The organism is Stenotrophomonas sp. MYb57, assembly GCF_002966815.1.
GTDB lineage: Bacteria > Pseudomonadota > Gammaproteobacteria > Xanthomonadales > Xanthomonadaceae > Stenotrophomonas > Stenotrophomonas indicatrix.
In genome coordinates this window covers 1,167,947-1,194,876 of sequence record NZ_CP023271.1, presented here as the reverse complement: position 1 = coordinate 1,194,876, position 26,930 = coordinate 1,167,947, and the positions used below count along the sequence as shown (strand labels likewise).

Here is a 26,930-nt window from a genome sequence, read left to right as displayed (position 1 = left end):
CGAAGAGGCTGCCGGCCAGCGGCCGGCACTACCGTTTCCGCTGGTCACTGCGCGGTCAGCGCTTCAGTCGCTGGTCGCGCGCCAGCTGGTCTGCCATGGCCTTGTCCAGTTCGGCCTGCAGGGCCGGCTGCTGCACGTCCGCATCCAGCACAAACACCTTCACCCCGTGCGCCGGCACCTCCGCCTTCAGGCTGCCCTTCACCGTCACCTGGCCACCGTCCAGCGCGTCGCGCCAGAGGCCGGGCTGCAGGTAGCGGTCCACGCTGAAGGTCTTCGCGGCATCGGCCTTGTTCAGCAGCACCAGCGCGGTCTGCGCCACGTCGCCATGCTGCAGCACACGGAAGAACACCGCTTCATCGCCCTGCAGACGTTCGTTCACCTGCAGGCCGCGCTGCAACGCCGGCGTACTCTCGCGCAGCTTGGCGATGCGCTGTAGCGGGGCGAAGATCGGGCTCTGCGGGGCTGCATCCACCCGCGGCTGGCCGAAGTAGGCACGGTTGCCGGCGTGCTCCGCACGGCCGCGCATGAAGCCGGTTTCCGATCCGTAATAGACCACCGGAATGCCGCGCGCGGTGAACAACCAGTTGTGCGCGTCGATGAAGCCGCTGTCGCTGGCCTGCAGGCGCGGCATGTCGTGGTTGTCGTAGAAACTCATCAGCTCATACGGGTTGGCGTACGGGCCACCGGTCAGGTGCAGCGGCTCAGCCAGCGTTTCAAAGCCCTTGCCGGCGCTGCCGAAGGCCTGCTCCAGCGCGCCGCGCAGCGGGAAGTCGAGCACGCTGACATTGGCGTTGGCCGGCCAGGTGTGTTCGGCGATGCTGGCGGCGTTGTAGTCGAACGCTTCGCCGAACATGAACATGCCCGGGTGCTGCGCGCGGATGCGGTTGACGAACTCGTGCCACCACGGATGCGGCAGCCAGCCGATGGTGTCGATGCGCAGCGCATCCACACCCTGCGCGGTCCACTGCAGGTACGCCCCCACCAGGTAGTCCATCACTGCCGGGTTGTCTTGGTTGAAGTCGCCCAGCTCGGCCAGGTTGCCATCGAAGATCGAGCCGTCCTTGCTGTCGACCGGGCCGATGTTGTTGTAGAACGCGTGCAGCGGATTGTGCTTCGGGTCCAGCGTCTGTGGCGGCAGGTTCTGGTGGTCGGCAATCAGCCTGCCGTCCTTGTCGAAGATCTGGCCGAACTGCGGCTGCCGCTTGGGCATGGTCCAAGCCGGCGAACCATGGTTGCCGACGATGTCCAGCACCACCTTCAGGCCGGCGCCGTGCAGGCCCTTGGTCAACCCGGCAAAATCCAGGTCCCTGCTCGGCAGGTGCTCGTCCAGCGTGTAGAAGTTGATGCCCCAGTAGCCGTGGTAGCCGGTCTTGCCACGGTCGGTCAGGGTGCTGGTACAGCTGATCGGCTTGCTGCCGGTGAAGGCTTCATCCGGGTTGTCGACGATGGGCGTGATCCACACCGCGCCGAAACCGAGGTTGCGGATGTAGTCGGCATTGTCGAGCACACCACGGAAATCGCCACCGAGATAGCCGATGTTGCCGTCCACCTTGTCCGGGCATGGCACCGGAATATCGAAGGTACGGTGCTTGCCGCCCTGGTCGCGATGGTCGTTGGACGGATCGCCGTTGACGAAGCGGTCGGTGACCACGAAGTACACCGCGTCACTGGCGAACGGCTCGGTGGTACCAACATAGGCCGGGCGTGGCGCAGCCGAGGCATGGCCAGCGAACAGCACAAGGGATACAGCAGCAGACAGGGCAACACGCATCACACCACCTCCGGACGGGACGGAACCCGCAACACGCACAGACCGGCAATCAACAGACTGCAGCCACCCAGCACCAGGACATGCATCGGCTGGCCCCCCAGCCATGCACGCAGGGCGAAACCGAGCGCGCTGGCCGCGACCAGCTGCGGGATCACGATGAAGAAATTGAAGATGCCCATGTACACGCCCATCTTCGCTGCCGGGACGCTGTCCGACAGCAGCGCATAGGGCAGCGACAGGATCGAGGCCCAGGCAAAGCCGACGCCGACCATCGACAGCAGCAGCCACTGCGGATCGTCGATGAACATCATCGAGATCAGCCCTGCCCCACCCAGCCACAGGTTGACCAGGTGGCTCCAGCGCAGGCCGATCGCCCGCACCATCGGCGGGATCAGCAGCGCGGCCAGTGCGGCGAAACCGTTGTAGGCACCGAACAGCACGCCCACCCAGTTGGCACCTTCGTTGTAGGCCGCCGATTCGACATCGGTGGAGCCGAAATGCATGCCGGCCACTGCGCGCGTGGTGAAGATCCACATCGCGAACAGGGCGAACCAGGAAAAGAACTGCACCCAGGCCAGCCGGCGCATGGTGATCGGCATCGCGCGCAGGTCGCCGACGATGGCGGCCAGCATGTGCGTGCCCGGTAGTACCCGCGCTGCCGCCAGCAGTGCGCCGTAACCCGCGCACAGGCCGGCCAGCACGTACAGCATCTTGTCGCCGTGGCGCCACGCGATCAGTACCGCCAGCAACGCGCCGAGACCGAGCCACAGCGCAACCTGCGTCCACGGCGCGGGCCCGGTGACCGCGGTCCCGGCGTGATGCGCCGGTGGTTCGGAGTCATCGAAGCTGGCCAGCTCGTCGGGCGAATACTCACGGGTGCTGACCACCGTCCAGGTGATCGCCGCCAGCAGCACCACCGCGCCGAAGTAGAACGCATAGCGCACGGTATCGGGCACCTCGCCCGCCGCTGCCGTGTTGGCAACACCGAAGTGGGCCAGGATGAAGGGGAGGAAGCTGGCAACGATCGCGCCGACGCCGATGAAGAAGCTCTGCATCGCATAACCGGCCGGGCGCTGCCGCGGTGCCAGCTGGTCGCCAACGAAGGCGCGGAACGGCTCCATCGACACATTGATCGAGGCGTCCAGCACCCACAGCGTGCCGGCCGCGATCCACAGCGTCGGCGAGTTCGGCATCACCAGCAGGGCCAGCGTGGTCAGCACCGCGCCGATCATGAAGAACGGGCGGCGCCGTCCCCAGCGTGTCCACGTGCGGTCGGACAGGTAGCCGATCACCGGCTGCACCAGCAGGCCGGTCAGCGGTGCGGCGATCCACAGTCCGGGCACCGCGTCCATGTCTGCACCCAGCGTTTCGAAGATGCGGCTGGCGTTGGCGTTCTGCAGGGCAAAGCCGAACTGGATGCCAAGGAAGCCAAAGCACATGTTCCAGATCTGCCAGAACGACAACTGCGGCTTTGCAGGACGGCTCATCGTGCGTCCTCTGCTGCCGCCACCGGCGCAATCTTCAGCGCCTGCACCTGGGCCTGGTTCAGCACGCCATCACGCCCGCCCTTGCCGCCGGTGTAGTGCGCGAAGTGCTGCAGCGCGCTCATGTTGAAGCCCTCTTCCAGCGTCACCGTGCAGCGGCCTTTGGGTACCGCGAAGGTTGCCGCGGTCGAGTCCTGCGCCGCCACGCTGTGCGGCAGCGTTACCGTGTGCCGCTGCGGAGGCTGGCCCTTGCACTGCACGGCCAGCTGCTTCACCGCCGCGGTCACACCGGTGTTGATCGGGCCGTTCGGGTTGCTGTACTGCAGGCGCAGGCGCACGTGGCCCGCCCTGGCTGCATTGAACTGCCATTGCCGGCTGCCCCGCAGCACCTGCTGCGGGCCGACGCAGACCATCGGGCTGTGCAGGGATTCCAGCGCACCTTCGCGCCGGGTCAGGCTCAGGCAGTGCTGCAGGCCATCATCGCCGACGCGCACCTGGCCCTTGCTGGCCGTGGCCGCGACACCGTCCTGCCAGAGGACCTGGCCGGCAGCCACCGCGACCGACCAGCCCTTGCCACTGCGCTTTGCCTGCGGTGCCAGCGGCGTGGCCGGTGCTCGTGCATTGGCATCGGCACGCGGCACATCACGGCTCACGGCTGCCGGCGCAGCGACCAGCTGCACGGTGGTCGTGGTGCCGCGCGTACGCGTTTTTCCCGCGATCAACAAGCCAGCGCCCACCTGCTTCGGGCGCTCCAGCACATAGCGCTTGCCGCCCGCCTCCAGGCTGATCCGCTTCTGCTTTCCGAACAGCTCCGGCACCAGCTCGGCCGGCAGCTTGGGCTGCACGCGACCGTCGTCCTGCACGCCGAACACGCCTTCGGTGACCATCGACAGATAGCCGGCCACCGACCACAGCTGGCGCTCGGAGTTGACCACCGGCCCGCTCAACGCGCCTTCGTCCACGTGCACGGCCTGGCTGACCAGCTCGTAGTTTTCCATGTTGGAACCTGCCAGCGCCGCCCCTTGCATCAGCGAGCGGATCTCGGCAGCAATGCGCGGCGCATCGTCCACCTTGCGCGCCGCGCGCAGCGAGTACGCGCTGACGAACGGCCAGATCGCACGGTTGTGGTAGATCGGCTGCTTCGCTTCCTGCGGCCACACCACCGGGCTGCCGGCAGCGCCCATCGGATAGTCCGCCAGCGCACGACGCGCACGTTCAGTGGGCAGCACGTCGGCGAGGATGCCCAGCGACAGGCCGAGCAGATCGATCTTGGCGTACGGCACCGGGTGCGCCGCCTCGCCGATGTAGCTCATGTACTGGCCCATGTCTTCGCGCCAGAAGCGCGCGTCGATCTGCACCGCCAGTGCATCGGCCCAGGCTCTGTACTGCTCGCTGCGCTCGTCGCCCAGCTGCGCGGCCATCTGCTGCGCCAGGCGCAGCGCCTGGTAATGCAGCACGTTGGTGGACAGCGCGTAGGAATCACCGATGAAGCGCACGTCCTCGCGCGTCCAGTCCGGATAGGTCTGCTCGCGCCAGTCAAGGAACGAGGTCTCGCCGCGATACAGGCCCACCTGCGCGTCGAAGACCATCGCCCGGTCCTGCGCCAATGTGCCCTGCAGGGCCTGCCAGACCTGCTCGGCAAACGCAGGATCATCCAGCAGGTGTCGGGCAGCGAGGAACCACACCACGCGGTCGCTGCTGATCGGCCAGCTGCCACCGGAGCCGGTGTCCTGGGCCACGAACAGGCCGGGCGTATGCCCGTCGCGCGCAGCCGACAACTTGAACTGCAGCGACTGACGGGTGCGCTTCGGGTCCAGCTTCGCCAGCGCCAGATCGGCTGCAAAGCTGACGTCACGCGTCCACACATACGGCCAGCGCGCGCCGGTCTGGAAGCACTCGCACGGTACCGGACGGCCTTCGTCGAAGGCCGGATCGCGGATGGCATCCACCCGGTCCTGGTCCATTTCCTGCTGGGCCAGCGCGAACAGCGCATCGAACATCACGCTGCCGGTCTGGCTGCGCATGGGCGCGGCGGCGATGCGCACCTCACCCTTCGGCGCATGCAGCACGAAGCTGCCCTTGGCAGCGGATTCGGCGCGCGCCTGGCGGCCGTCGAATGTCAGGTCGGCCGCGTGCGCGGTCGTCCCCAGCGCTGCCCCCAGGGCAGCGGTCAGGCAAATGATCTTCAGCATCGAAGCGGCAGACCGGCTTGCGCCCGTCGACCTCCCTCCCTCTCTGCACCGTTGTGGGTCCGCACTGCCGTTGCCGGCGTGCGGGCGCGGCACCTCCCTCAAGGTGCCCTGGCCCCATGGTAGACGCGGGGCTGTCGACTGCGTCCAGCTGCATACGTATTCATGGCGTGCAGTACCGGCAGGCCTGCCGGGCTGGCTTATGGTCCGGGTCTGTCAACGGCGCCTTGGGAGGGGAAATGCCGACGTCACCCACAACGGTACGCGCAGTGTTCGCGCACGCTTTCGGCCTGGCCCTGCTGGGATGGGCCACGCTGGCACAGGCGGCGGCACCGCAGATCGCCAGCGTCGAATCACCGGACAAGGTGCTGAAGGTCAGCCTGGTGCTGGACGGCGGTACCGCGCGCTACCGCGTCGAGCGCCTCGGCCAGACCGTGGTGGCCGATTCGAAGCTGGGTTTTGAACTGCGCGATGGCCGCCTCGACCGCGACTTCAGCCTGCTGGCGCAGGAACGGCGCAGTGTCGATGACAGCTGGGAACAGCCCTGGGGCGAGCGCCGGCTCACCCGCAACCGCTTCAACGAACTGACCGTGCACCTGGCCGAAAGCACCGGCAGCAAGCGCCGGCTGGACCTGGTGTTCCGCGTCTACGACGACGGCCTGGGCTTCCGCTATGTGTTCCCCGAGCAACCGAACCTGCGCGAAGCGATCATCGATGACGAGCTGACCGAGTTCGCCATCGCGCCGGAGTCCACCGCATGGTGGATACCCGCGGGCGAGCCGATCCATTACGAATACCTGTACCAGCGCACCCCGCTGCGCGAAGTGCCGCTGGTGCACACGCCGATGACCCTGCGCAGCCACGACGGCCTGCACGTGGCCATCCATGAGGCGGCACTGGTCGACTACGCGGGCATGTGGCTGCGCCGCACCGAGGGCCAGCGCCTGCGCGCCCAGCTTTCGCCTTCGGCCGAAGGCTGGAAGGTGCGCCGCGCCCTGCCCTTCGCCACGCCATGGCGCTCCCTGCAGATCGCCGACCGTGCCGGCGGCCTGGTCGAGTCCGACCTGATCCTCAACCTCAACGAGCCCAATGCGCTGGGCGATGTGAGCTGGGTGAAACCGGCCAAGTATCTGGGCGTGTGGTGGTCGATGCACCTGGATGAAGAGAGCTGGGCCACCGGACCGAAGCATGCGGCCACCACCGCAAAGACGCGGAAGGTGATCGATTTCGCCGCCGCGCACGGCTTCCGTGGTGTGCTGGTGGAGGGCTGGAATCCAGGCTGGGACGGCAACTGGGTCGGCAACGGTTACGACTTCGACTTCACCCGCGCCACGCCGGATTTCGACATCGAATCATTGTCGGCGTACGGGCTGAAGAAGGGCGTGCACCTGGTCGGACATCATGAAACCGGCTGTGCGATCGAACACTACGAAGACCAGCTGGGTGCTGCGCTGGATCTGTATGCGCGGCTTGGCGTGGACCAGTTCAAGACCGGCTACGTCTGCGACGACGGCCAGGTTGATCGCCGCAATCCGGCCGGCGGCCCGCTGTGGCGCGAGTGGCACGACGGGCAGTTCATGGCCCGCCATCACCTGAAGGTGGTGCAGGAAGCCGCCCGTCGGCACCTGTCGGTGAACCCGCACGAGCCGATCAAGGACACCGGCCTGCGCCGCACCTACCCGAACTGGATTTCCCGCGAAGGCGCACGTGGCATGGAATACAACGCCTGGGGCCAGCCACCGAACCCGCCCGAACATGAGGTCAACCTGGTGTTCACCCGCATGCTGGCCGGGCCGATGGATTACACGCCCGGCATCCTCAGCCTGAAGGGCCGCCACGGCCAGGCCATTCCCAGCACGCTGGCCCGCCAGCTGGCCCTGTATGTGGTGCTGTACAGCCCGATCCAGATGGCTGCCGACCTGCCCGAGCACTACCTGCAGCACCGCGAAGCGTTCCGCTTCATCGAGGACGTGGCGGTGGACTGGGAGCAGAGCCGCGTGCTCGATGGCGAGGTCGGCGACTACGTGACGATCGTGCGCCGCGACCGCAACAGCCGCGACTGGTTCCTGGGCAGCATCACCGACGAGAACGGCCGCGTGCTGCCGGTGTCGCTGGGTTTCCTGGAGCCGGGCGTGCGCTACCGCGCCGAGGTCTACCGCGATGGCGATGGCGCGGATTTCCGCACCAGTCCCTTCGCCTTCAAGCGCGAAACACGCGAGGTCAGCAGCACCGATTCACTCACGCTGGTGCTGGCGCCGGGCGGCGGACAGGCCATCCGCTTCACCCCGCTGTGAATGCGCAGGTAGTGCCGGCCGCTGGCCGGCATCGTTGCGACGTGGATGGTTGCCGGCCAGTGGCCGGCACTACCGGAATGATGATCTGGAAGCGATTACAACCCTGCAAACGCCATTGAATACGTATGCAGGGTGATTCCCACGAAGAACGCGCTGCCTACCATAGCGGCGACGACAGCGGCCACCGCGTCGCACGTCCTCGACACCATCGGGACGACCACGAATCGCACTACAACATTGCCTGGGAGGGGAAAATGTTGAACCACAAGCGCAGTGCGCTGAGCATCGCGTTGGCCGTCGTACTGACGCCATCGCTGGCAGCAGCGCAGTCCACGCAGAGCACGGCAACCCCGCCAACCGGCACCGCCGCCACCAACCTGGACACCGTGCAGGTCACCGGCATCCGTCGCGGCATCGAAAGCGCCATCGCCACCAAGCAGGACGCCACCTCGGTGGTCGAAGCCATCTCCGCCGAGGACATCGGCAAGCTGCCCGACGTCAGCATCGCCGAATCGATCTCGCGCCTGCCTGGCCTTGCCGCACAGCGTGTGGCCGGTCGTGCGCAGGTGATCAGCGTGCGCGGCCTGTCGCCGGATTTCGCCACCACCCTGCTCAACGGGCGTGAAGTGGTCAGCACCGGCGACAACCGCGGCGTCGAGTTCGACCAGTATCCGTCCGAGCTGGTCAACGGCGTGACCGTGTACAAGACCCCCGATGCAGCGCTGGTCGGCCAGGGCCTGTCGGGCACCATCGACATGCAGACCGCACGTCCGCTCAGCTTCCCCGACCGCGTCATCGCCGTCAGCGGCCGCTACCAGAAGAGCTCGCTCGGCCGCGCCGCCGACACCGACCCGTACGGCAACCGCTTCAGCGCCAGCTACATCGACCAGTTCCTGGACAAGACCCTCGGCATCGCCATCGGCTACGCGCACAGCGACATGCCGATCCAGGAAAACCAGGTGGGCCTGTACGAGCCGTGGACCACCGAGCACACCACCAACGGCAACCGCCCCGGTGTTGCCGCTGGCACCTACTTCACCGACGGCATCAAGGCGCTGCGCCGCACCGGCAACAACAAGCGCGACGGTGTGATGGCCACGATCCAGTTTCGGCCGAACAACAGCTGGACCAGCACCTTCGACGCGTTCCACACCGAAGCAGAGCAGATCGACACCGCCAACCAGTTCGAGCTCAACCTCAGCAACTACAACGGCAACTACACCCCGGGCCTGCTGGTCAGCAACCCGCAGGTCAATGCCAATGGCACCTTCACCGGTGGCACCGCCAGTGGCGTGTACCCGCTGGTACGCGGCATGTACAACAAGCGCAAGGACAAGATCGATGCGTTCGGCTGGAACAACGAGTTCACCTTCGGCAGCGTCAAGCTGGTTGCCGACCTGAACTATTCCAAGGCCACCCGCGACGAACTGAACCTGGAAAACAACCTGCAGCTGACCCCGATGCCGCAGCTGGATACGGTCGGTGTGCAGTTCCGCCAGGATGGCTTCTCGCAGATCAGCCCGGGCCTGAACTACTCCAACCCGGACGCGCTGTTCCTGACCAACACCATCTACGGTTCTGGTTACGGCAAGGTGCCGAAGGTGGAAGACCGCCTGAAGGGTGGCAAGCTGGCCGCGACCATCGCCCTGCCCGAAGCAATGGCGTCGTGGGCACCGGATCTGGATATCGGCGTGAACTATGCCGACCGCCGCAAGGTGAAGACCCAGTCCGAAGGCAACATCCTGCTGGGCGCGCAGGGCGATGCCAACATCGCACCGGATCTGCAGTACCGCCCGGTCAACCTCGGCTTCGCCGGCCTGGGCACCATCCCGGCCTGGAACGTGCCTGGCGCGGTCGGTCGCTACATGACCTTCAATCCGGTCGACAACCTGGACTACCTGATTCCCAAGTCGTGGACGGTGCAGGAAAAGATCACCACCGCCTGGGCGCGCCTGAACATCAACACCGACATCGGTGTGGTGGGCGTACGCGGCAATATCGGCGTGCAGATGCAGCACACCGACCAGAGCTCGGACTCGCGCTACTGGGACAGCTCGCAGGCGGCCGGCAACAACATCCAGCCCTACTCGGACGGCCGCAAGTACAACGACTGGCTGCCCAGCTTGAACCTGGCCTTCATGTTCCCGCATGAGCAGACCCTGCGTTTTGCCGCAGCCAAGCAGGTCGCGCGCCCGCGCGTGGACCAGATGCGCGCGGGCCTGGAGTTCGGCGTGGATACCGGTACCGGTCGCCCCGGCGGCAGTGGCGGCAACCCGTTGCTGGACCCGTGGCGCGCCACCGCGCTGGACCTGTCCTATGAGAAGTACTTCGGCGAGAAGGCCTACGTGGCCGCCGCGATCTTCTACAAGGACCTGAAGAGCTACGTCTACACCCAGTCGGTGGACAACTACGACTTCACCGGCCTGCTGGGCGACTATGTGCCGCCGCCGGGCATGGTGGTGCCGGTGCTGCCGACCGGCACGTTCTCGACCCCGGTGAACGGCAAGGGCGGCACCCTGAAGGGCCTGGAGCTGACCGCGTCGTTCCCGCTGGAAATGCTGACCGACAGCCTGCGTGGCTTCGGCGTGCAGGCCAGCGCGACCTTCAACAAGAGCGACATCCAGATCCTGGATCCGGAAAGCGCATCCAGCGTGGGCACCGACCCGATCAGCCTGCCCGGCCTGTCCAAGCGCGTGTACAACTTCACTGCCTACTACGAGCGTAGTGGCTTTGAAGCACGCGTGAGCCAGCGCCGCCGTTCGGACTTCATCGGCGAGATCGGCAACTTCAACGGCAACCGCACCCTGCGCTATGTCGTGGGCGAGAACGTGACCGATGCGCAGGTCAGCTACACCTTCAGCGACAGCAGCAGCCTGCGTGGGCTGACCCTGCTGCTGCAGGGAAGCAACCTGACCAACGAGCCGTACCGCACCTACGCCGGCACCAAGGATCGCCCGCTGGAGTACATCGAGTGGGGCCGCACCTACATGCTGGGCGTGAACTACAAGTTCTGAGGTAGCGCCGGGCCATGCCCGGCGACCCGGACTCGGTAGTGCCGGCTGCTGGCCGGTACCGCCATCGGTAGCGCCGGGCCACGCCCGGCGACAGGACACAGGGAACAGGACCGGAAACCCGCTGCGCAGGCAGCGGGTTTTCCTTTGTGCGCACAACGCGATGGCCAGTGAAGCGTGATCGGTACGGCCCCATCCACGCATGGCGTGGATCTACCGTCGCATCCATCACCCATCCACGCATGCCGTGGTTCTCCCCCGCCGCATCGCAATCAATGCGTGGCGGGCATCCATTCGGCACCCCCCTGGTAGATCCACGCCATGCGTGGATGTCCTGCACCGGAACCGCGCCCACAAAAAAGGGACGGGGCGCTTCGGCCCCGTCCCCGCAAGTACCGCCACCGGAGAAATCGGTCAGCTGCGTCGTGCGCAATACACCGCACGCGGCGGCAGCTGCAGTTCATTGCCCTGCACCGTCCCCGCATCCGGGCCCGGCACAGCCACCTGTTGCCAGTTGCCCGCCGGCAGCGGATGGCTCACCGCTTCGGCCGACAGGTTGAAGGCCAGCAGGAGAGTTTCATCTGCAAGCATACGCTCGAACAGCAGCACTGGCTCGGCACTGTCCAGGAACCGGATGTCACCGTGCAGCAGGGCCGGCTGGGTACGGCGCCAGGCCAGGAAGCTGCGGAAGGCCGACAGCACCGAATGCGGATCCTGCGCCTGCACCGCCACGGCCGCCGCCTGGTGCTCGGCCGGGATCGGCAGCCACGGCTTGCCGGTGGTGAAGCCGGCCAGCGGCGCGTCGATCCACGGCAGCGGCGTGCGGCAGCCGTCGCGCCCCTTGAAGTTGGGCCAGAAGGTGATCCCATACGGGTCCTGCAGCGCCTCGAACGGCACTTCGGCCTCGGCCAGGCCCAGTTCCTCGCCCTGGTACAGGCAGACCGAACCGCGCAGTGAACACAGCAGCGCCACCAGCATCCGCGCCAGGCGAGGGTCGGCCGGATGGCCACCCCAGCGGCTGACCGCCCGCTCCACATCGTGGTTGGACACCGCCCAGCACGGCCAGCCTTCGGTCATCGCCGCTTCCAGGCGCGAAACGGTGTCGCGGATGTAGGCCGCGCTGTAATCGTTGACCAGCAGCTCGAAGCTGTAGCCCATGTGCAGGCGGCCATCCTGGGTGTATTCGGCGGTGGTCGCCAGCGAATCCTCCGAGGAGATCTCGCCCAGGCTCACCGCCCCCGGGTACTGGTCCAGCAGGGCGCGCAGCTGCTCCAGGAACGGCAGGTTCTCCGGCTGGGTGTTGTTGTAATAGTGGTACTGGTAGGCGTACGGGTTGTCCGCGCTGAAGCCGCGGCCGACGCGCTTGTCGGCCGGCTTGGGCGGGTTGTCGCGCAGCTGCGCGTCGTGGAAGCAGAAATTGATCGCATCCAGGCGGAAGCCATCCACACCCCGGTCCAGCCAGAAGCGCACGTTGTCCAGGGTCGCCTGCTGCACCTCCGGGTGGTGGAAATTCAGGTCCGGCTGGTCCACCAGGAAGTTGTGCAGGTAGTACTGCTCGCGGCGCGGCTCCCATTGCCAGGCACCGCCGCCGAACAGCGACAGCCAGTTGTTGGGGGGCGTGCCGTCTTCGCGCGGATCCACCCACACATACCAGTCCGCCTTCGGGTTGCTGCGGTCCTGGCGGCTCTCGCGGAACCAGGCGTGCTCGATCGAGGTGTGGCTGAGTACCTGGTCGATCATCACCTTCAGGCCCAGGCCGTGGGCCTTGGCCAGCAGCCGGTCGAAGTCGTCCAGGCTGCCGAACAGCGGATCGACATCGCGGTAGTCGGCGATGTCATAGCCGAAGTCGGCCATCGGCGATCGGAAGAACGGCGAGATCCAGATCGCATCCACGCCCAGCGCGGCGATATGGTCCAGGCGCTGGATGATGCCGGGCAGGTCGCCTACCCCGTCGCCGTTGGCGTCGAGGAAACTGCGCGGGTAGATCTGGTAGATGACGGCTCCGCGCCACCATGGATAGTGCGACATCGACAGCCCCCCTCCGGGCATGCGGGACCCGCTGGAAGCGGGCCGAAAACCAACTCCCGCAAGCTTAGCGGCGGCCCACGACGATGGCGCTGCCTGCATACGTATTCACGCCAGACGCCACGCCCGGTGGCGCGCGGCGGTGGCCTGGCCCCCGGTTTCCTCCCCAATTCACAGGCAACGCCTATAATCAGGGATGAGCCTGAAAGCCTGATCGCATGACCATCACTGAAGACACCCGTCCCGCCCTGGGCCTGTCCCAGATCCAGTCGCTTGCCGCAGCCGACATGGCTGCCGTCGATGCCCTGATCCGCCGCCGGCTGTCCTCGGATGTGGTGCTGATCAACCAGATCGCCGACCACATCATCTCCGCTGGCGGCAAACGCCTGCGGCCGATGCTGGTGATGCTGGCCGGCCATGCGGTCGGCGGCTCCGGCCCCGAGCACCACCAGCTGGCAGCGATCATCGAGTTCATCCACACCTCCACCCTGCTGCACGACGACGTGGTGGACGAATCCAGCCTGCGCCGCGGCCGCAGCACCGCCAATGCACTGTGGGGCAACGCGCCCAGCGTGCTGGTGGGCGACTTCCTGTACTCGCGCAGCTTCCAGCTGATGGTCGAGCTGGACCGGATGCCGGTGATGCAGATCCTGGCCGACACCACCAACCGCATTGCCGAAGGCGAAGTGCTGCAGCTGCTGCACGTGCACAACCCGGATACCGACGAAGCCGCCTACCTGCGCGTGATCGAGCGCAAGACCGCGGTGCTGTTCGCCGCCGGCACGCGCCTGGGTGCACTGGCCAGTGGTGTCGATGAAGCCACCCAGCAGGCCCTGTACGACTACGGCATGCACCTGGGCTACGCCTTCCAGATCGCCGATGACGTGCTGGATTATTCAGCCAACGCCGACGAGCTGGGCAAGAACCTGGGTGACGACCTGGCCGAAGGCAAGGCGACGCTGCCGCTGATCCATGCCATGGCCCATTCCGATGAGGCCACCCGCCAGCGCCTGCGCGCGATCGTGCAGAACGGTGACGCCTCGGCGATGCCGGAAGTGCTGGCGGCGATCCACGCCACGGGAGGTCTGGAATACAGCCGCCGTCGTGCCGAGGAATATGCAGAGGCCGCCGAACGGGCGCTTGACGGCCTGGCCGACAACGATGCCGTCGCCGCCCTGCGCGGCCTGGCCCGCTACGCGGTACAGCGTTCGCATTGATGGATTCGCCGGGCACGGCCCGGCGCTACCGCGCGCGATCTGGTAGCGCCGGGCCATGCCCGGCGGACACGGACCTGCAACAGCGGGTGGGTGCCGACCGTTGGTCGGCACACCTTTTCAACGCCTCTCGAACCGCTCCTCGAAGAACTCATCCAGTGCCTTCCAGGCACGCTTGGCGGCGCGTTCGTTGTACTGGCAGCCCGGCGGGCTGTTGGCATCGCGCTCGGCAAAGCAGTGCACCGCACCGCTGTAGTTGGTGAACTCCCAGTCCACCTTGGCCGCATCCATTTCCTTCTGGAAACTGCCAATATCCTCGGCGGTCACACTCTTGTCGTCGGCGCCGTTCAGCACCAGCACCGACGGGTGGCTGCCGCCGGCCTGCGCCGGCAAGGGGGAGCCGAGCCCGCCATGCAGGCTGACCACGCCCGCCAGCGGCGCGCCGGCGCGGGCCAGTTCCAGCACCGTGGTGCCGCCAAAGCAGAAGCCCACTGCGCCGATCCGGCTGGCGTCCAGCGGTGCCTTGCCCGCCTGCGCCTTCAGTACGTTGACCGCCTCCAGCGCCCGCGCCCGCAGCAGCGGCCGGTCATTGCGCAGCTTGGTCGCCACCGGTCCGGCCTCGGCATCGGTCTTCGGCCGCACGCCCTTGCCGTACACATCGGCCACCAGCACCACGTAGTCATCGCCCGCCAGCTGCTTGGCCTTCTCGATGGCCGATTCGTTCACGCCCTTCCAGTTCGGCACCATCACCAGGCCGGGACGCTTGTCAGCATCTCCCTCGTCATAGACCAGCACGCCACTGAAGGTCGTGCCCTGATGCTTCCACTCCACTGGCTGGGTCTTCATCGCCGCCCACGCTGGCATCGCTGCCAGCCCCAGTACCATCGCCACGCCGCAACGCCAACGGTTCATGCGCCTGCTCCAGAAAAAGGGGACGGAGGGGATTAAGCCGTAATCGCCCCTCCCGCGTCGCATTCTGCATTGGCGGCGTGACGCAGGTGTGGTTGGATACGACTTGATCCCCTCCGTCCCCTTTTCTGCATGAACCTTGTTGATCGCTTTCTGTCTGGATTGATCCCGCGGCTGCCCGAGGACGATGCCCCGCAATGGGCGTGGACCGAAGGCGCCAGCGAGGCCGACCTGCAACGGCTGCGCGCGCAGTGGCCGCAGGTGCCCGACAGCCTGGTCGAGCTGCTTTCGCGCGTGGACGGCACGCACTTCCGCGACTATCCGAAGGGCGAGGTCTGCGTGCTGATGCTGGGCTCGGACGTGGGCGACTACCCGTACTACCTGCGCTCCATCGCGCAGATCTTCGAAGACCAGCAGCAATGGGACGACAGCATCCGTTCCATCTACGAGGAATGGCTGGAAGAAGAACCGGAGATCCTTGGTGCCGGCATCGATGCCGACCTGCCGATGAGCCGCCGCCTGTGCTTCTCGCACTGCATGAACAACGGCGGCACCTCGATGCTGTATCTGGATTTCGATCCCGCACCCGGCGGCAGCGTTGGACAGGTGGTGCGCTACCTGCACGACCCGGACAGCTACGCGGTCATCGCCCCCAGCTTCGATGCCTACCTGCAGCAGCTGATCGACCGCGACTACAGCTTCCTCGACGAGGAACGTTGACCGCGTCGTGGTGACGGCAGCCGGCGTGGGCTCGGCTCTCCAGTAGATCCACGCCATGCGTGGATGAAATCCCCAGGTTGCCGGCCACCGGCCGGCACGACCGTCAGGCGATTCCGATACCCGGAATCGCGCTGATCGTATCCGGGTCGAACCCGGCCAGCTCGGCGAAATGCCGCCCGCGTGCAACGTAATCGCGGTAGGCGCCATAGCTCGGCGCGCCCGGCGACAGCAGCACCACCCCACCCTGTTCGCCCAGTGCGCGACGCGCCAGCGACATCGCGTCGGGCAGATCGGCAGCGGCATGCAGGCCGAAACGGCCGGCGTCGGCCAGCGGCTGCAGCATCGCGTGGATGCGCGGGCCGTTGCTGCCCATGGTCACGATCTCCACCGGCGGCACGTCGTGCGCCATGTGCTGCATGAAATCAGTCCAGTCCAGGCCACGATCATGCCCACCCACCAGCAACGCGATGCGCTGGCCGGCAAAGCACTCCAGCGCCGCCAGGCTGGCATGCGGCGTGGTGCTGATCGAATCGTTGACGTAGGTCAGGCCATCGGCCTGGCCGATGCGTTGCAGGCGGTTCGGCAGCGGCCGGAAATCCTGCACCGCCGGCGCCAGCGCCACGGCATCCAGGCCCAGCGCCTCCAGCGCGGCCAGCACCGCGCACAGGTTGCCGCGGTTGTGGCGGCCCGGCAGTGGCGTATTGCGGGTATCGAATACCGCCTGCCCGCCGCGATGCACGATGTCACCGCGCATGTGCCAGCCCTGCGGCTGGTTGAACCAGACCACCTCGCTGCCGGGCAGCGACAGCGCCGCCAGATGCGGGTCTGCGGCATTGAGCACGGCAACGCGCGGCGCGGCCCCGGTCACCAGCTGCAGCTTGTCTTCGATGTAGCGCTGTTCGCTGCCGTGCCAGTCCAGGTGTTCCGGGAACAGGTTCAGCACCACCGCCACCTGCGGGTGCGCACCACTGCGCGCGACCTCGCCGGTCTGGTAGCTGGACAGCTCCACCGCCCAGTACGCAGGCGCCGGTTGCGGGTCCAGCACTTCCAGCAGTGGCAGGCCGATGTTGCCGACCAGGCCGGTGCGATGTCCCGCTGCGCGCAGCAGGTGCGCGACCAGCGCGGTGGTGGTGCTTTTGCCCTTGGTGCCGGTCACGCAGATCGTGTCGCGCACGGAGCCATCGGCATCGGCATGTTCGGCAAACCACAACGCCGTGCCGCCGATGAAGCGGGTGCCCTGCTCCGCCGCCGCCAACGCGATCGGCAGGTACGGGCTGATCCCCGGCGACTTGATCACCACCTCGAATGCCGCCAAGGCCTCGGCCGACGGTTCACCACGCACGTCCAGCACGCCCTGCGTTTCCGCACGCGCGGCCGCGACCTCGCTGGCCGGGCAGAACAGGCTCAGGCCAAGCGATGGCAGGCGCGCGCGCAGCACCGCATACGCAGCACGCCCCTCACGTCCCCAGCCCCACAGCGCTACGCGCTTGCCTTCAAGCTGCGAAATCTTCACGCACCCGTTCCCACAGCGCCGCCGGAATACGATGTTCGCCCTGCAGCTGCATCAGCGGTGCAAGCTCCAGCTCGGCCGCATCCAGCTGCGGCTGGATTTCATTGCAGAAGCGCTTCACCAGCACGTCTTCCTTCCACTCCGGGCGCTGCGCCAGGGTGGCCATCGCCGCACGCGATTCGCGGCCTTCGCCCACGCATTCGAACGGCTTGTGGTCCTGGAATTCCAGCAGCGCATCGAAGCCACCAGCCTGCTCGATGTCATCCAGCAGGTTGCGGCCGAAGATGCGCACCAGGCGGGTCTTCGGCATGAAGGGTGCCAGCGCCAGGAAAACGAAGTGGCACTTCGGGCAGACGCCGCACCAACGGTTCACCGGGCGCTCGCCAAGGATGTGGAAGTTGCGGTTGCAGCTGGAGAAATGCGCGTCGTAGAAATCGCTCTTGGCGAACTGGCGGGCCACCGCAAGCTCCGACATCGGCCGCAGCAGCGAGTAGTACTGCAGATCAGCGGCCACCTGCTTCTGCACGTACATGCCGAAGGCCTGCTCGAACGCCCAGCCCTTCGACCACTGGTGGTTGACCTCGCCGGTGCCCGGAATCTGGCTGCCGTAGCTGGCCGAACGTTCGTTGGAGAACACCACCTGGTCCACGCCCTGCAGCAGCGCAGCCAGCACCATGATCGCCGAGTTCACCGCAGTGACCGGGATGTGCCCGTTCCATGCGCCCTGGCGGTTGAGTTCGAACAACTCCGGCGCCAGCGCGCGGCCAAGGTTCAACGTCGGCAGCCCGGTGCGCTCGGCACAGGCACGGATCAACTGCGAACCCCCGATCCAGGTCACCGTCTCGTCCACGCCGGCGCGGCGCAGCGCTTCGATGCTGACCAGCGAATCCTTGCCACCGCCGATGGCCACCAGCGCATGCGCCTGCAGGCCCAGCACCGGTGCCTGCACCGTTTCGCCCTGCACCGGCAGGCGGAAGCGCCCACGCAGGTTCAGGCCGTTGCGGTAGGCGAATTCGCCCAGGCCGTTGAGGTAGATGGTCTCCACCAGCGCTGCGGTATCGGCATCGATGCTGTAGCTGTCGATGCTGACCGTATCGGGCACGCCGGCCTTGTAGTAGCTCACGCCGGCAATCAGGTGCAGCAGCCGCAGCGCGCGCTGCACGGCATCGGCACGGGCCGGTTCCAGCACGAACGGGGCGCCGGGCACGGTAACGGTTTCCACCATTTCCGGGCCGTCATCGAAGGCGTAGACCAGCTTGGCCACGCCGGTGTCCGCGGCGAATTCGCAGCGGACGAAACGGAAGCGGGAAACCTGGTGTTTATCGAAAGCAGTCATGGTGAATCCAGTTCAAGCACGGTCAGGCACGTGCCCGCGCGCAGGCGCGGGACGTGTCGGTGGGCGGGTGCAGGGCGCGGAAGGCGGCGATCATTCGATCACGTCTTCGCGCGGCATCGCCCGCTGGTTGTAGGTGTTGGACATCACATAGCCGTAGGCACCGGCGTCGGCGATCAGCATCACATCGTCCGGCGCGGTCGACACCGGCAGCTTGCGGCGCTTGCCGAACACATCGCTGGATTCGCAGATCGGGCCGACCACATCGAACGCCGCTTCGGCGTAACCGCCCTGGCGGCTGAGGTTCTCGATGTCGTGCCAGGCGTCGTACAGGGCCGGGCGCATCAGCGTGTTCATGCCGGCATCCAGGCCGACGCGGCGCACGCCATCCTTCTCCACCACCTGGGTGGCGTGGGTCAGCAGCACGCCCGACTCGGCCACCAGGAAGCGGCCCGGCTCGATCGCCAGGCGGAACGCCGGATGCAGCGCCTTGACCTCGGCCAGGCCCTCGGCCCAGGCATCCAGGTCGAACGGCTCGTCTTCCTCGCTGTACGGGATCGGCAGGCCACCACCGATGTCGATGGTGTGCACGCTGCCGATGCGGCGCGCGAAGCCAGCCAGCTCATCGCACATCAGGCGCCAGTGCTGGGCGGTTTCCACGCCGCTGCCAAGGTGCGCATGCAGGCCGACCACGCGGGTGCCCAGCTCGGTGGCCGCGCGCACGAACTCGTCCACGCGCGCGATCGGCAGGCCGAACTTGGATTCCTTGCCACCGGTGCGGACCTTGGCGTGATGGCCTTCGCCACGGCCCAGGTCCACGCGCAGCCACAGTTCGCGGTTGCGGAACAGGTCCGGCCAGCGTTGCAGGGCTTCGACGTTGTCGACAGTGACGGTCACGCCCAGCGCGAACGCCGCTTCGTACTCGCTGCGCGGGCAGAAGCTGGGGGTGAACAGCACGCGCTTGGGCGACAGTTCCGGAATGGCCTGGAACACATGCTTCAGCTCACCGTGCGACACGCACTCCAGGCCGAAACCTTCGGCCTCCAGCAACTGCAGGATGGCCGGATGGCTGTTGGCCTTGATCGCGTAATAACGCTGGTCGATCGGCTTGATCGCCGCCAGCGCGCGGGCACGCGCCCGCACCGTCGGCAGGTGGTAGACGTAGCGCGGGGTGCCGGCATCGGCCAGCTGCAGCAGGTGCGCACGCTGGCCACGCCACCACGGCGTACCACGCGGGCGCACGGTGCCGGCGATTTCGCGCCAGCGCGGGCCGAACACTTCGGTCTCTTCCACCGGCATCGCGCCGCTGTCGATCAGTTCGGCGTGCAGGATCGGCAGCAGGCCATCGGCATCGGCTTCGTCGATGACGAAGGTCAGGTTCAGGTCGTTGGACGACTGCGAGATCATGTGCACGCGCTCACGACCGAAGGTCGCCCACACGTCCGACAGCTTGTGCAGCAGCGAGCGCATGCCCAGGCCGACCAGGGTGATCGCCGCGCACGGCACGATCACCTTGACCTTGCAGATCTGCGACAGGTCGGCCGACAGCGCGGCCAGCACATCGGTGTTGACCAGGTTCTCGGACGGATCCAGCGATACGGTGACGTTGGTCTCGGCCGAACCGATCAGGTCCACCGACAGGCCGTGCTTCTTGAACAGGCCGAATACATCGGCGAGGAAGCCGACCTGCTGCCACATGCCGATGCCTTCCATCGACACCAGCACGATGCCGTTGCGACGGCTGATTGCCTTCACTCCGGGCACCGGCGCGGCATTGCCGTCGATGCTGGTGCCCGGCAGCTCCGGACGCTCGGTATCGAGGATCGCCATCGGCACGCCCGCATCGCGGCACGGCTTGATCGAGCGCGGGTGCAGCACCTTGGCGCCGGTGGTGGCGATTTCCTGCGCTTCGTAATAGTCCAGGCGGGTCAACAGGCGCGCGTCCGGCACGTCCTTGGGATTGGCGCTGAACATGCCTGGCACATCGGTCCAGATCTCCACGCGGCTGGCGCCGAGCAGCGCACCGAAGTATGCCGCCGAGGTATCCGAGCCGCCGCGGCCGAGGATGGCAGTGCCACCGTCGGCGTGACGCGAGATGAACCCCTGGGTGATCAGCAGGCGCGTGGGCTGCGCGCGGAAGCGCTGCGCCCATTCCGCATCGGCGCGCCACTGGCAGTTCACCGACAGGCGCTGCGACCAGTCGCTCTGGTTCGGCTGCGGCGGCAGCGCGTCCAGCCACTGGCGCGCATCCATCCAGCCGAAATCCAGGCCGCTGGCACGCAGGTAGGCCGCGCCCAGGCTGGAAGACAGCAGTTCACCCTGGCCGAGCACTTCGGCCTGCCAGTCCAGAGGACGGCTGGGCGCACGCGGGTCGTCCAGCAGGCCCTGCAGCGCGGCCAGCCGCTCGGCCAGCACCTCCGCGCCCAGCCCCAGCTCGTCCAGGAAGGCCTGGTGGCGTTCGACCAGCGCCGCCACGCGATCGCGGCTGTCCGGCGCGCCATCGGCAATCGCGGTCAGTTCATTGGTGACCCCGGACAGCGCCGAAACCACCACCAGAACGCGCGAACCGGTCTCTTCGGCCCGTTTTTTCGCCAGCTTCCCGATCGTGTCCCAGCGGTGGCGACGCGACACCGAGGTGCCGCCGAACTTCAGTACGATCCAACGATCGACAAGGGGGGAAGCTGACATGGATAGGCTATGTGTAATGTGGGGAAGCCGCCCGAGGGGGCGGAACCTTCGATTCTAAGCCCAATACACCCGTCAATGACCGCCTACCGCTACCTGCAGCTCGATGTCTTCGCCCACCAGCCCGGTACCGGCAACCCGCTCGGTGTCGTGTTCGACGCGGATGGACTGTCCACCGACCGCATGCAGGCCCTGGCCGCCTGGCTGAACCTGTCCGAGACCGTGTTCTTCCTTCGCCCCACCGCTGCCGGCGCCGACTACCACGTGCGCATCTTCACCCCTGCCAGCGAGCTGCCCTTCGCCGGGCACCCCAGCGTGGGCGCCGCCTGGGCTGCGGTCACCTGCGGCCTGGCGCAGCCACGCGACGGGGCCCTGGTGCAGCAGTGCGCGGCCGGCCTGCTGCCGGTGCAGGTCACCGGGCCGGCCAACGCGCCCACCATCCGCCTGGCGAGCCCAGTGGCACGGCCGCTGCCGGCTCTGCCAGGCGACATTCCTGACACTCTGCGTGCCGCTGCCGCCGAGGGCCAGCGCGCCGAGCTGTGGGACAACGGCCCGCGCTGGTGGCTGCTGCCGCTGCGCGACGCCGAGGCCGTACGCACGCTGGCACCGGACATGGCGGCCCTGCGCGACTGGAGCATTGCCACCGACGCGCTCGGCATCGCCGTGTTCGCGCTCGAAGCCGATACCGGGCACGACCTGGTGGTGCGCGCGTTCTGCCCCGCCGATGCGCCCAACGTGCCGGAAGACCCGGTGACCGGCAGCGCCAATGCGCTCATCGGCGCCTGGCTTCGGCAGCGCAATGCCCTGCCCGGCGAGAACCGGACCTATGTGGCCAGCCAGGGCCGCGAGGTCGGCCGCGATGGCCGCGTCCAGGTCACTGTGGATGCGCAGGACACGGTGTGGATCGGCGGCCAGGTGCAGCTGGTGATCGACGGCCACATCCGCTGGTAACGCCGGGCCATGCCCGGCGGCCTGCCGCGCTGCGCGCTCGCGGGGCATGGCCCCGCGTTACCCTATGCCGCCTGTTTCCTGGAGTTCCTGCCCGATGACCACCCGCCGCTTCCTGCAGCTGGATGTGTTTTCCCCGCGCCCGGGCGCCGGCAATCCGCTGGCCGTCGTGCTCGATGCCGAAGGCCTGGACGATGCGACGATGCAGGCCATCGCCCGCTGGACCCGCCTGCCCGAAACGACGTTTGTGTTCCCGGCACAGACGGCCGGCACCAGCTATCGGCTGCGCATGTTCAGCCCGCAGAAGGAAGTGCCGTTCGCCGGCCATCCCAGCGTCGGCACCGCCCACGCGGTGCTGCAGGCCGGACTGGCCATGCCGGTCGACGGGGTACTGGTTCAGGACGGCATCGCCGGTGCGCTGCCACTGCGCGTGACCGGCGAAGGCGCGCAGCAGCGCATCGCCATCCGCACGCCCCGTGCACAGCTGGCCGAGATCGCCGCCACCGATGACCCACGCCTGCAGGCCGCATTGCGCACCTGGCCGCTGGGTTCGCTGCCGCCGGCCCGCATGCAGGGTGGCCGCAGCTGGTGGGTCGTAGAGGTCGCGGATGAGGCAGCGTTGCGCGCCCTGCACCCGGACTGGGATGCGATCGCCACGCTGGCTGAATCGACCGACAGCATGGGCGTGTTCGCCTATGCCTTTGCCGATGGCAGCGAAGGTTACGACCTGGCCGTGCGCGCTTTCGTCGGCAATGGGCGCCGCTTCGAGGATGCCGCTTCTGGCGCAGCCAACGCTGTGCTGGCGGCCTGGCTGGACCTGCGCGACGCCCTTCCGCGCGGCCGCCAGCCCTTCGACGTCAGCCAGGGACGCGAAGTCGGCCACGATGCGCGGCTGACGCTGCTGGTCGATGAAGAGGGCGAGGTCTGGTCCGGCGGCCAGGTGCAGACGGTGATTTCCGGCACCATCGATTGGTGAACGCAAGGCGGTAGAGCCGGCCGCTGGCCGGCTGCCACCTTATACCCGGTTTCATGTGGTTGCCGGCCAGCGGCCGGCACTACCTTCTCAGCCCAGTTCGGCTTCCAGGCTGATCGGCACCGCGCTCAGCGCCTTGGAAACCGGGCAGTTCTGCTTGGCGTCATCAGCGATCGCGCGGAACTGCGTCGCCTCGATTCCCGGCACAACCGCCTTCACTTCCAGCCGGATCTGCGACAGCTGCGGGCCGCCTTCCATCGACAGATCGACCTTGGCTTCGGTATCCAGCGAGGTCGGGGTAAAGCCTGCCTCGCCGAGCTTGGCCGACAGCGCCATGGTGAAACATCCGGCGTGCGCGGCGGCGATCAGCTCTTCGGGATTGGTGCCCTTTTCATCACCGAAACGGCTGTTGAAGCCGTAGCGGGTCTTGTCCAGAAGACCACTCTGCGGCGTGCTCAACTGGCCCTTGCCCGACTTCAGGTCGCCTTCCCAATGCGCGGTAGCGTGTCGCGAGATTCCCATGTCCTGCTCCGTTGTGGCTGTGATGAACCAATACCCTGGCACGCGCCGCGTTAGCCCTGCGTCGCCCCGCCGCATGCGGCGCGCCTGTCCCGAGCCAACGACTGGACACTTCTTCGCCAGCACTCTGGCGATTTCCCCCTTGTTTTCAGTCATTTCGCCCATCCAGTCGAAATCACCGACACTGCGGTGCAGCGCACCACCGCACCCGCTCCCCCTACTGCCGGCCATGTACTGAATCGGCCTGGATATGAAAAAACATGCACTTTCAGCGCTCCAGGCTATTGGCGGCGCCCAAGAGTTGCCCTACATTGCGCTTGCCGACGGGGTTCGGCGCCGACCAAACAACCAACCGTTCACGGAACAGGAAACCATGGCAAAGACCGCTAAGAAGGCTGCCCCGAAGAAGGCAGTGAAGAAAGTCGCGACGAAGGTAGCCGCCAAGCCGGCCGCTCCGAAGCCGATCAAGGAAGTGCTGACCAAGTCGGGCCTGGTTGCACACATCGCTGAAGTCTCCGGCGTTGTCGCCAAGGACGTCCGCGCTGTGCTGGCCTCGCTGGAAGGCGCTGTCGCTTCCTCGGTGCACAAGAAGGGCGCCGGCTCGTTCACCCTGCCGGGCCTGCTGAAGATCACCACCGTCAATGTGCCGGCCAAGCCGAAGCGCAAGGGCATCAACCCGTTCACCAAGGAAGAGCAGTGGTTCGCCGCCAAGCCGGCCACCACCAAGCTCAAGGTTCGCCCGCTGAAGAAGCTCAAGGACGCTGCGCTCTAAGCGCGCGCCCTGCAGCGGATACCTGACGGGACGGCCTTGGCCGTCCCGTTTTTTTTGCCGCGCATCCGCGCTCGCTCTGCCGTAGATCCACGCCATGCGTGGATGCCGTCCACTGCGCCCCCGCAACACAGCGTTTCCCGCGCCCACGCAATTTCCCGCACAGGCCCGCCGCCCATGGCCGCGCCGCTGTTTTTCCAGCGCAGGAACGAACCGGGTGGAACACTGCGTGCAGCGCCGGCCATCGCCGCCGGCCGACGCCTTGCCTATGGTGGTGCCATTCCTCCCCACGAGCGCGAGCACCCCCATGGCCAGCCCTTCCACCCGCTACCGGATCTCGGTGACCCCGATCGAAAAGGACGGGCACCAGTGCACCGGGCGCTGCACCATCGAACTGGAGCACCGCGCCAGCCGCGACCTGATGCGCCTGCTGGAATCGGCCCCGCGCACGGCAGGCCTGAGCGGTGACGAACGTGCCACCCTGGTGGTGGCCACCCAGCTGCTGCGTGACATCGTGCAGCGCCATGCCGACACCGACGGCCATGCACTGGCAGCGGTCGCCGCGCAGGTCCTGCCGGCGCTGGACGCGCTGGAACAGCTTCCCTCTTCGCGCTGACCACTTCGCGCTGAGCGGCCCCCGGCCTCTACACTGCCGCCTTCCAGGCTGCCTCGGGGAGGAGGCAGACATGCGCGGTTTTATTTCCTTGTTGATCCCGCTGCTTGTGGCGGGGTGTTCGAACCCGGCGCCCCCGGTCGATGCAGCCGAGCGCGACGCGAGCGGCGCCACAACCGCCCCGTCGGTGCCAACGACGAAAGCGGCACCGCAGGCCGCTACCGTTGACGCGATCGCCATCGATCCGCTGTATGGCGCCGTTGCCAACGGCAGCGAAACGCCCGCAGCGATGCTCAACCGCTACATGCTGGATCTGCTCAACCGCAACACATCGCGCAGCGATGCGGCCTGGGCCTATGCCCCCGCCGACCCGCGTCATGCCGACGATGCCGTGCTGCGCCTGCTGCCCGACGTGCGCAACCTGCGCCTGGACAGTGACGTGGCGTTGCCCCGCGACGATGGGCAGCCGCCACGCCTGCTGGAGGTGCCAGTGAAGATCCGCGCGGTGACCGCCAACGGCACCTTCCGCTACCACGGCTGGTACCGCGTGCAGCCTAGCGCCGATGGCCGCAGCTGGCAGATCCAGTCGGCCAGCCTGCAACCAACGCTGGACTGAACCGTTGCAACCGTGTGTACCCGCGATTCAGCGGGCAAAGCTACTCTGTAGGCCTCTTGGATCCTTCTTCCGGTCACCGCCATGCGCCTGCGTTCCCTGATGACCCGCCTAGCCGCCTCGACCGTGCTGATTGCTGCTGCGATCGGTGCGCAGGCCGCCCCTTCGATCTCCGGTCGTGAACTGGCGGTTGGCGCCAGCGACGTGCAGCAGTATCTGGACGGCAGCTTCCCGCGCACGCAGGACGCGCTGGGCGGCCTGATCGCGCTGACCATGAGCCACCCGCAGCTGAGCCTGCCCGCAGGCGAGCGCTTGAACCTGGGCATGGACGTGGCGCTGGCCACCGCCGGCGGCAACCCGGCCAAGCTGGGTACGGTGAAGCTCAGCAGTGGCCTGCGCTATGACGCGCAGACCCAGGGCTTCCACCTGCAGCAGCCGAGCGTGGATGACTTTACTCCGGCCAGCCAGGGTGGCCGTCTCGATTCACGGACCCGTGGCCTGCTGAACGCATGGCTGAGCGACTACGCCCAGCGCGAACCGATCTACAAGCTGGACCCGGCCGTGGCCGGCCTGCTCGGTGCCCTGCAGGTGCAGTCGGCGCAGGTGAAGAACGGCAAGCTGGTGGTGACCTTCAACCAGAACCTGGGCGACCTGGTGCCGGCGGGCATCCTCGGCAAATAAGGTAGTGCCGGCCGCTGGCCGGCAATCCTTTCACGCACGTGCCGGCCAGCGGCCGGCACTACCAGCGCCACATCACGCCGCCAGCGCTTTAACCACCGCCTCGCTGAAGGCCGGAATGTCATCGGGCTTGCGGCTGGTGATCAGGTTGCCGTCCACCACCACTTCTGCGTCGCGCCAGCGCGCGCCGGCATTGGCCAGGTCCTGCTGCAGCGACGGCCACGAGGTGACCTCGTGTCCCTCCGCCAGCCCGCTGTTGATCAGCAGCCAGGGGCCGTGGCAGATCGCCGCCACCGGCTTGCCGGCACCGGCCATGCTGCGGATGAAATCCAGTACTGCTTCGTTGGTGCGCAGGGTATCCGGATTGATCACGCCACCGGGCAGCACCAGCGCATCGAAACGGCCGGCGTCGGCGCCATCCAGTGGTTGATCCACGGCGACCGAATCGCCCCAGTCCTTGTCCTTCCAGCCCTTGATGCTCGCCTCCTTGGCCGGCGACACCACGCTCACGCGCGCGCCCTCCGCTTCCAGCAGGTGCTTGGGCTCGATCAGTTCGGACTGCTCGAAACCATGCGTGGCGAGGATGGCGATCTGTTTGCCGCGTAGACGCTGTGCCATGTCGTGCTCCAGATAAGGGGGAGCGCACAGGGTGGCCGAGTGGCCCTTGAACGG

At 67.1% G+C, this 26,930-nt stretch carries 20 protein-coding genes; 10 read left to right on the top strand and 10 right to left on the bottom strand.

All coding sequences use genetic code 11. The annotated features are described in order from the left end of the window. Positions 1–55: 55 nt before the first annotated feature. The 3 genes from CLM74_RS05490 to CLM74_RS05480 are packed head-to-tail and all read right to left on the bottom strand — an operon-like array spanning position 56 to position 5,447. Positions 56–1,771: an alpha-amylase family glycosyl hydrolase gene (locus tag CLM74_RS05490; RefSeq protein ID WP_105163596.1), complete on the bottom strand. Its 1,716-nt coding sequence runs from the start codon at positions 1,769–1,771 to the stop codon at positions 56–58. Continuing rightward, a complete protein-coding gene (locus tag CLM74_RS05485; protein ID WP_105163595.1) occupies positions 1,771–3,258 on the bottom strand; it encodes an MFS transporter in 1,488 nt (495 codons plus the stop codon). Before CLM74_RS05485 ends, CLM74_RS05490 begins: the two co-directional genes overlap by 1 nt. Then, positions 3,255–5,447 carry a Six-hairpin glycosidase-like protein gene (locus CLM74_RS05480; protein ID WP_105163594.1) on the bottom strand — a complete coding sequence of 731 codons (2,193 nt, stop codon included), beginning with the start codon at positions 5,445–5,447 and terminating at the stop codon, positions 3,255–3,257. The genes CLM74_RS05485 and CLM74_RS05480 overlap by 4 nt, the downstream gene beginning before the upstream one ends. A 236-nt stretch (positions 5,448–5,683) precedes the next feature. Here CLM74_RS05480 and CLM74_RS05475 point away from each other — a divergent pair, with 236 nt between their 5' ends. Both CLM74_RS05475 and CLM74_RS05470 read left to right on the top strand, forming a co-directional pair. Then, the gene (locus CLM74_RS05475; RefSeq protein WP_105163593.1) at positions 5,684–7,738 is read left to right on the top strand and encodes a glycoside hydrolase family 97 protein; all 2,055 of its coding nucleotides are present in this window, start codon (positions 5,684–5,686) and stop codon (positions 7,736–7,738) included. Positions 7,739–7,992: 254 nt separating this feature from the next. Next, positions 7,993–10,752: a TonB-dependent receptor gene (locus tag CLM74_RS05470; protein WP_105164938.1), complete on the top strand. Its 2,760-nt coding sequence runs from the start codon at positions 7,993–7,995 to the stop codon at positions 10,750–10,752. 411 nt (positions 10,753–11,163) lie between these two features. On the opposite strand, the gene CLM74_RS05465 is transcribed toward CLM74_RS05470, so the two are convergent. Beyond that, entirely contained in the window at positions 11,164–12,777 is a 1,614-nt protein-coding gene (locus CLM74_RS05465; protein WP_105163592.1) for an alpha-glucosidase family protein, read from the bottom strand. A 215-nt stretch (positions 12,778–12,992) separates the two neighbouring features. On the opposite strand from CLM74_RS05465, the gene CLM74_RS05460 reads away from it, so the two are divergent. Beyond that, positions 12,993–13,991, top strand: a complete 999-nt coding sequence (locus CLM74_RS05460; protein WP_080149467.1) for a polyprenyl synthetase family protein — start codon at positions 12,993–12,995, stop codon at positions 13,989–13,991. Between the two features lie 117 nt (positions 13,992–14,108). Here the strand turns inward: CLM74_RS05460 and CLM74_RS05455 are convergent, their stop codons facing one another. Continuing rightward, a complete protein-coding gene (locus tag CLM74_RS05455) occupies positions 14,109–14,900 on the bottom strand; it encodes a dienelactone hydrolase family protein (protein ID WP_105163591.1) in 792 nt (263 codons plus the stop codon). A 129-nt stretch (positions 14,901–15,029) separates the two neighbouring features. Here CLM74_RS05455 and CLM74_RS05450 point away from each other — a divergent pair, with 129 nt between their 5' ends. Continuing rightward, on the top strand, positions 15,030–15,617 hold the full coding sequence (locus tag CLM74_RS05450) for an SMI1/KNR4 family protein (RefSeq protein ID WP_025873966.1): 588 nt from the start codon (positions 15,030–15,032) through the stop codon (positions 15,615–15,617). 103 nt (positions 15,618–15,720) lie between these two features. On the opposite strand, the gene murD is transcribed toward CLM74_RS05450, so the two are convergent. From murD to CLM74_RS05435, 3 genes are all read right to left on the bottom strand, one after another. Then, on the bottom strand, positions 15,721–17,130 hold the full coding sequence (gene murD, locus CLM74_RS05445; protein ID WP_105163590.1) for a UDP-N-acetylmuramoyl-L-alanine--D-glutamate ligase: 1,410 nt from the start codon (positions 17,128–17,130) through the stop codon (positions 15,721–15,723). Then, on the bottom strand, positions 17,111–18,463 hold the full coding sequence (murL, locus tag CLM74_RS05440; RefSeq protein ID WP_025873968.1) for a UDP-N-acetyl-alpha-D-muramoyl-L-alanyl-L-glutamate epimerase: 1,353 nt from the start codon (positions 18,461–18,463) through the stop codon (positions 17,111–17,113). Before murL ends, murD begins: the two co-directional genes overlap by 20 nt. 90 nt (positions 18,464–18,553) lie before the next feature. Beyond that, positions 18,554–21,148, bottom strand: coding sequence for a bifunctional aspartate kinase/diaminopimelate decarboxylase (locus tag CLM74_RS05435; RefSeq protein ID WP_025873969.1), 2,595 nt, complete (start codon positions 21,146–21,148; stop codon positions 18,554–18,556). A 75-nt stretch (positions 21,149–21,223) separates the two neighbouring features. Between CLM74_RS05435 and CLM74_RS05430 the strand changes: the two genes are divergently transcribed. Both CLM74_RS05430 and CLM74_RS05425 read left to right on the top strand, forming a co-directional pair. Beyond that, positions 21,224–22,096, top strand: coding sequence for a PhzF family phenazine biosynthesis protein (locus tag CLM74_RS05430; RefSeq protein WP_105163589.1), 873 nt, complete (start codon positions 21,224–21,226; stop codon positions 22,094–22,096). Positions 22,097–22,190: 94 nt separating this feature from the next. Further along, positions 22,191–23,069: a PhzF family phenazine biosynthesis protein gene (locus tag CLM74_RS05425; RefSeq protein WP_032975860.1), complete on the top strand. Its 879-nt coding sequence runs from the start codon at positions 22,191–22,193 to the stop codon at positions 23,067–23,069. 87 nt (positions 23,070–23,156) lie between these two features. Here the strand turns inward: CLM74_RS05425 and CLM74_RS05420 are convergent, their stop codons facing one another. Further along, the gene (locus tag CLM74_RS05420) at positions 23,157–23,588 is read right to left on the bottom strand and encodes an OsmC family protein (RefSeq protein ID WP_105163588.1); all 432 of its coding nucleotides are present in this window, start codon (positions 23,586–23,588) and stop codon (positions 23,157–23,159) included. Positions 23,589–23,958: 370 nt separating this feature from the next. Between CLM74_RS05420 and CLM74_RS05415 the strand changes: the two genes are divergently transcribed. From CLM74_RS05415 to CLM74_RS05400, 4 genes are all read left to right on the top strand, one after another. After that, on the top strand, positions 23,959–24,357 hold the full coding sequence (locus CLM74_RS05415) for an HU family DNA-binding protein (RefSeq protein WP_105163587.1): 399 nt from the start codon (positions 23,959–23,961) through the stop codon (positions 24,355–24,357). A gap of 304 nt (positions 24,358–24,661) precedes the next feature. Then, positions 24,662–24,970 carry a DUF3861 family protein gene (locus CLM74_RS05410; protein ID WP_025873974.1) on the top strand — a complete coding sequence of 103 codons (309 nt, stop codon included), beginning with the start codon at positions 24,662–24,664 and terminating at the stop codon, positions 24,968–24,970. 70 nt (positions 24,971–25,040) lie between these two features. Continuing rightward, positions 25,041–25,583, top strand: coding sequence for a hypothetical protein (locus tag CLM74_RS05405; protein ID WP_105163586.1), 543 nt, complete (start codon positions 25,041–25,043; stop codon positions 25,581–25,583). An 81-nt stretch (positions 25,584–25,664) separates the two neighbouring features. After that, a complete protein-coding gene (locus tag CLM74_RS05400) occupies positions 25,665–26,261 on the top strand; it encodes a DUF1439 domain-containing protein (protein ID WP_025873976.1) in 597 nt (198 codons plus the stop codon). 72 nt (positions 26,262–26,333) lie between these two features. On the opposite strand, the gene CLM74_RS05395 is transcribed toward CLM74_RS05400, so the two are convergent. Then, the gene (locus CLM74_RS05395; protein ID WP_025873977.1) at positions 26,334–26,876 is read right to left on the bottom strand and encodes a type 1 glutamine amidotransferase domain-containing protein; all 543 of its coding nucleotides are present in this window, start codon (positions 26,874–26,876) and stop codon (positions 26,334–26,336) included. Between the last annotated feature and the right edge of the window lie 54 nt (positions 26,877–26,930).

Coding starts and splice junctions, on each gene's coding strand:
- CLM74_RS05420 (WP_105163588.1), bottom strand. CDS start 23,588: ATGGGAATCTCGCGACACGCTACCGCGCATTGGGAAGGCGACCTGAAG.
- CLM74_RS05460 (WP_080149467.1), top strand. CDS start 12,993: ATGACCATCACTGAAGACACCCGTCCCGCCCTGGGCCTGTCCCAGATC.
- CLM74_RS05400 (WP_025873976.1), top strand. CDS start 25,665: ATGCGCCTGCGTTCCCTGATGACCCGCCTAGCCGCCTCGACCGTGCTG.
- CLM74_RS05475 (WP_105163593.1), top strand. CDS start 5,684: ATGCCGACGTCACCCACAACGGTACGCGCAGTGTTCGCGCACGCTTTC.
- CLM74_RS05485 (WP_105163595.1), bottom strand. CDS start 3,258: ATGAGCCGTCCTGCAAAGCCGCAGTTGTCGTTCTGGCAGATCTGGAAC.
- CLM74_RS05405 (WP_105163586.1), top strand. CDS start 25,041: ATGCGCGGTTTTATTTCCTTGTTGATCCCGCTGCTTGTGGCGGGGTGT.
- CLM74_RS05435 (WP_025873969.1), bottom strand. CDS start 21,148: ATGTCAGCTTCCCCCCTTGTCGATCGTTGGATCGTACTGAAGTTCGGC.
- CLM74_RS05415 (WP_105163587.1), top strand. CDS start 23,959: ATGGCAAAGACCGCTAAGAAGGCTGCCCCGAAGAAGGCAGTGAAGAAA.
- CLM74_RS05455 (WP_105163591.1), bottom strand. CDS start 14,900: ATGAACCGTTGGCGTTGCGGCGTGGCGATGGTACTGGGGCTGGCAGCG.
- CLM74_RS05465 (WP_105163592.1), bottom strand. CDS start 12,777: ATGTCGCACTATCCATGGTGGCGCGGAGCCGTCATCTACCAGATCTAC.
- CLM74_RS05450 (WP_025873966.1), top strand. CDS start 15,030: ATGAACCTTGTTGATCGCTTTCTGTCTGGATTGATCCCGCGGCTGCCC.
- CLM74_RS05410 (WP_025873974.1), top strand. CDS start 24,662: ATGGCCAGCCCTTCCACCCGCTACCGGATCTCGGTGACCCCGATCGAA.
- CLM74_RS05470 (WP_105164938.1), top strand. CDS start 7,993: ATGTTGAACCACAAGCGCAGTGCGCTGAGCATCGCGTTGGCCGTCGTA.
- CLM74_RS05490 (WP_105163596.1), bottom strand. CDS start 1,771: ATGCGTGTTGCCCTGTCTGCTGCTGTATCCCTTGTGCTGTTCGCTGGC.
- CLM74_RS05430 (WP_105163589.1), top strand. CDS start 21,224: ATGACCGCCTACCGCTACCTGCAGCTCGATGTCTTCGCCCACCAGCCC.
- CLM74_RS05425 (WP_032975860.1), top strand. CDS start 22,191: ATGACCACCCGCCGCTTCCTGCAGCTGGATGTGTTTTCCCCGCGCCCG.
- CLM74_RS05395 (WP_025873977.1), bottom strand. CDS start 26,876: ATGGCACAGCGTCTACGCGGCAAACAGATCGCCATCCTCGCCACGCAT.
- murL (WP_025873968.1), bottom strand. CDS start 18,463: ATGACTGCTTTCGATAAACACCAGGTTTCCCGCTTCCGTTTCGTCCGC.
- CLM74_RS05480 (WP_105163594.1), bottom strand. CDS start 5,447: ATGCTGAAGATCATTTGCCTGACCGCTGCCCTGGGGGCAGCGCTGGGG.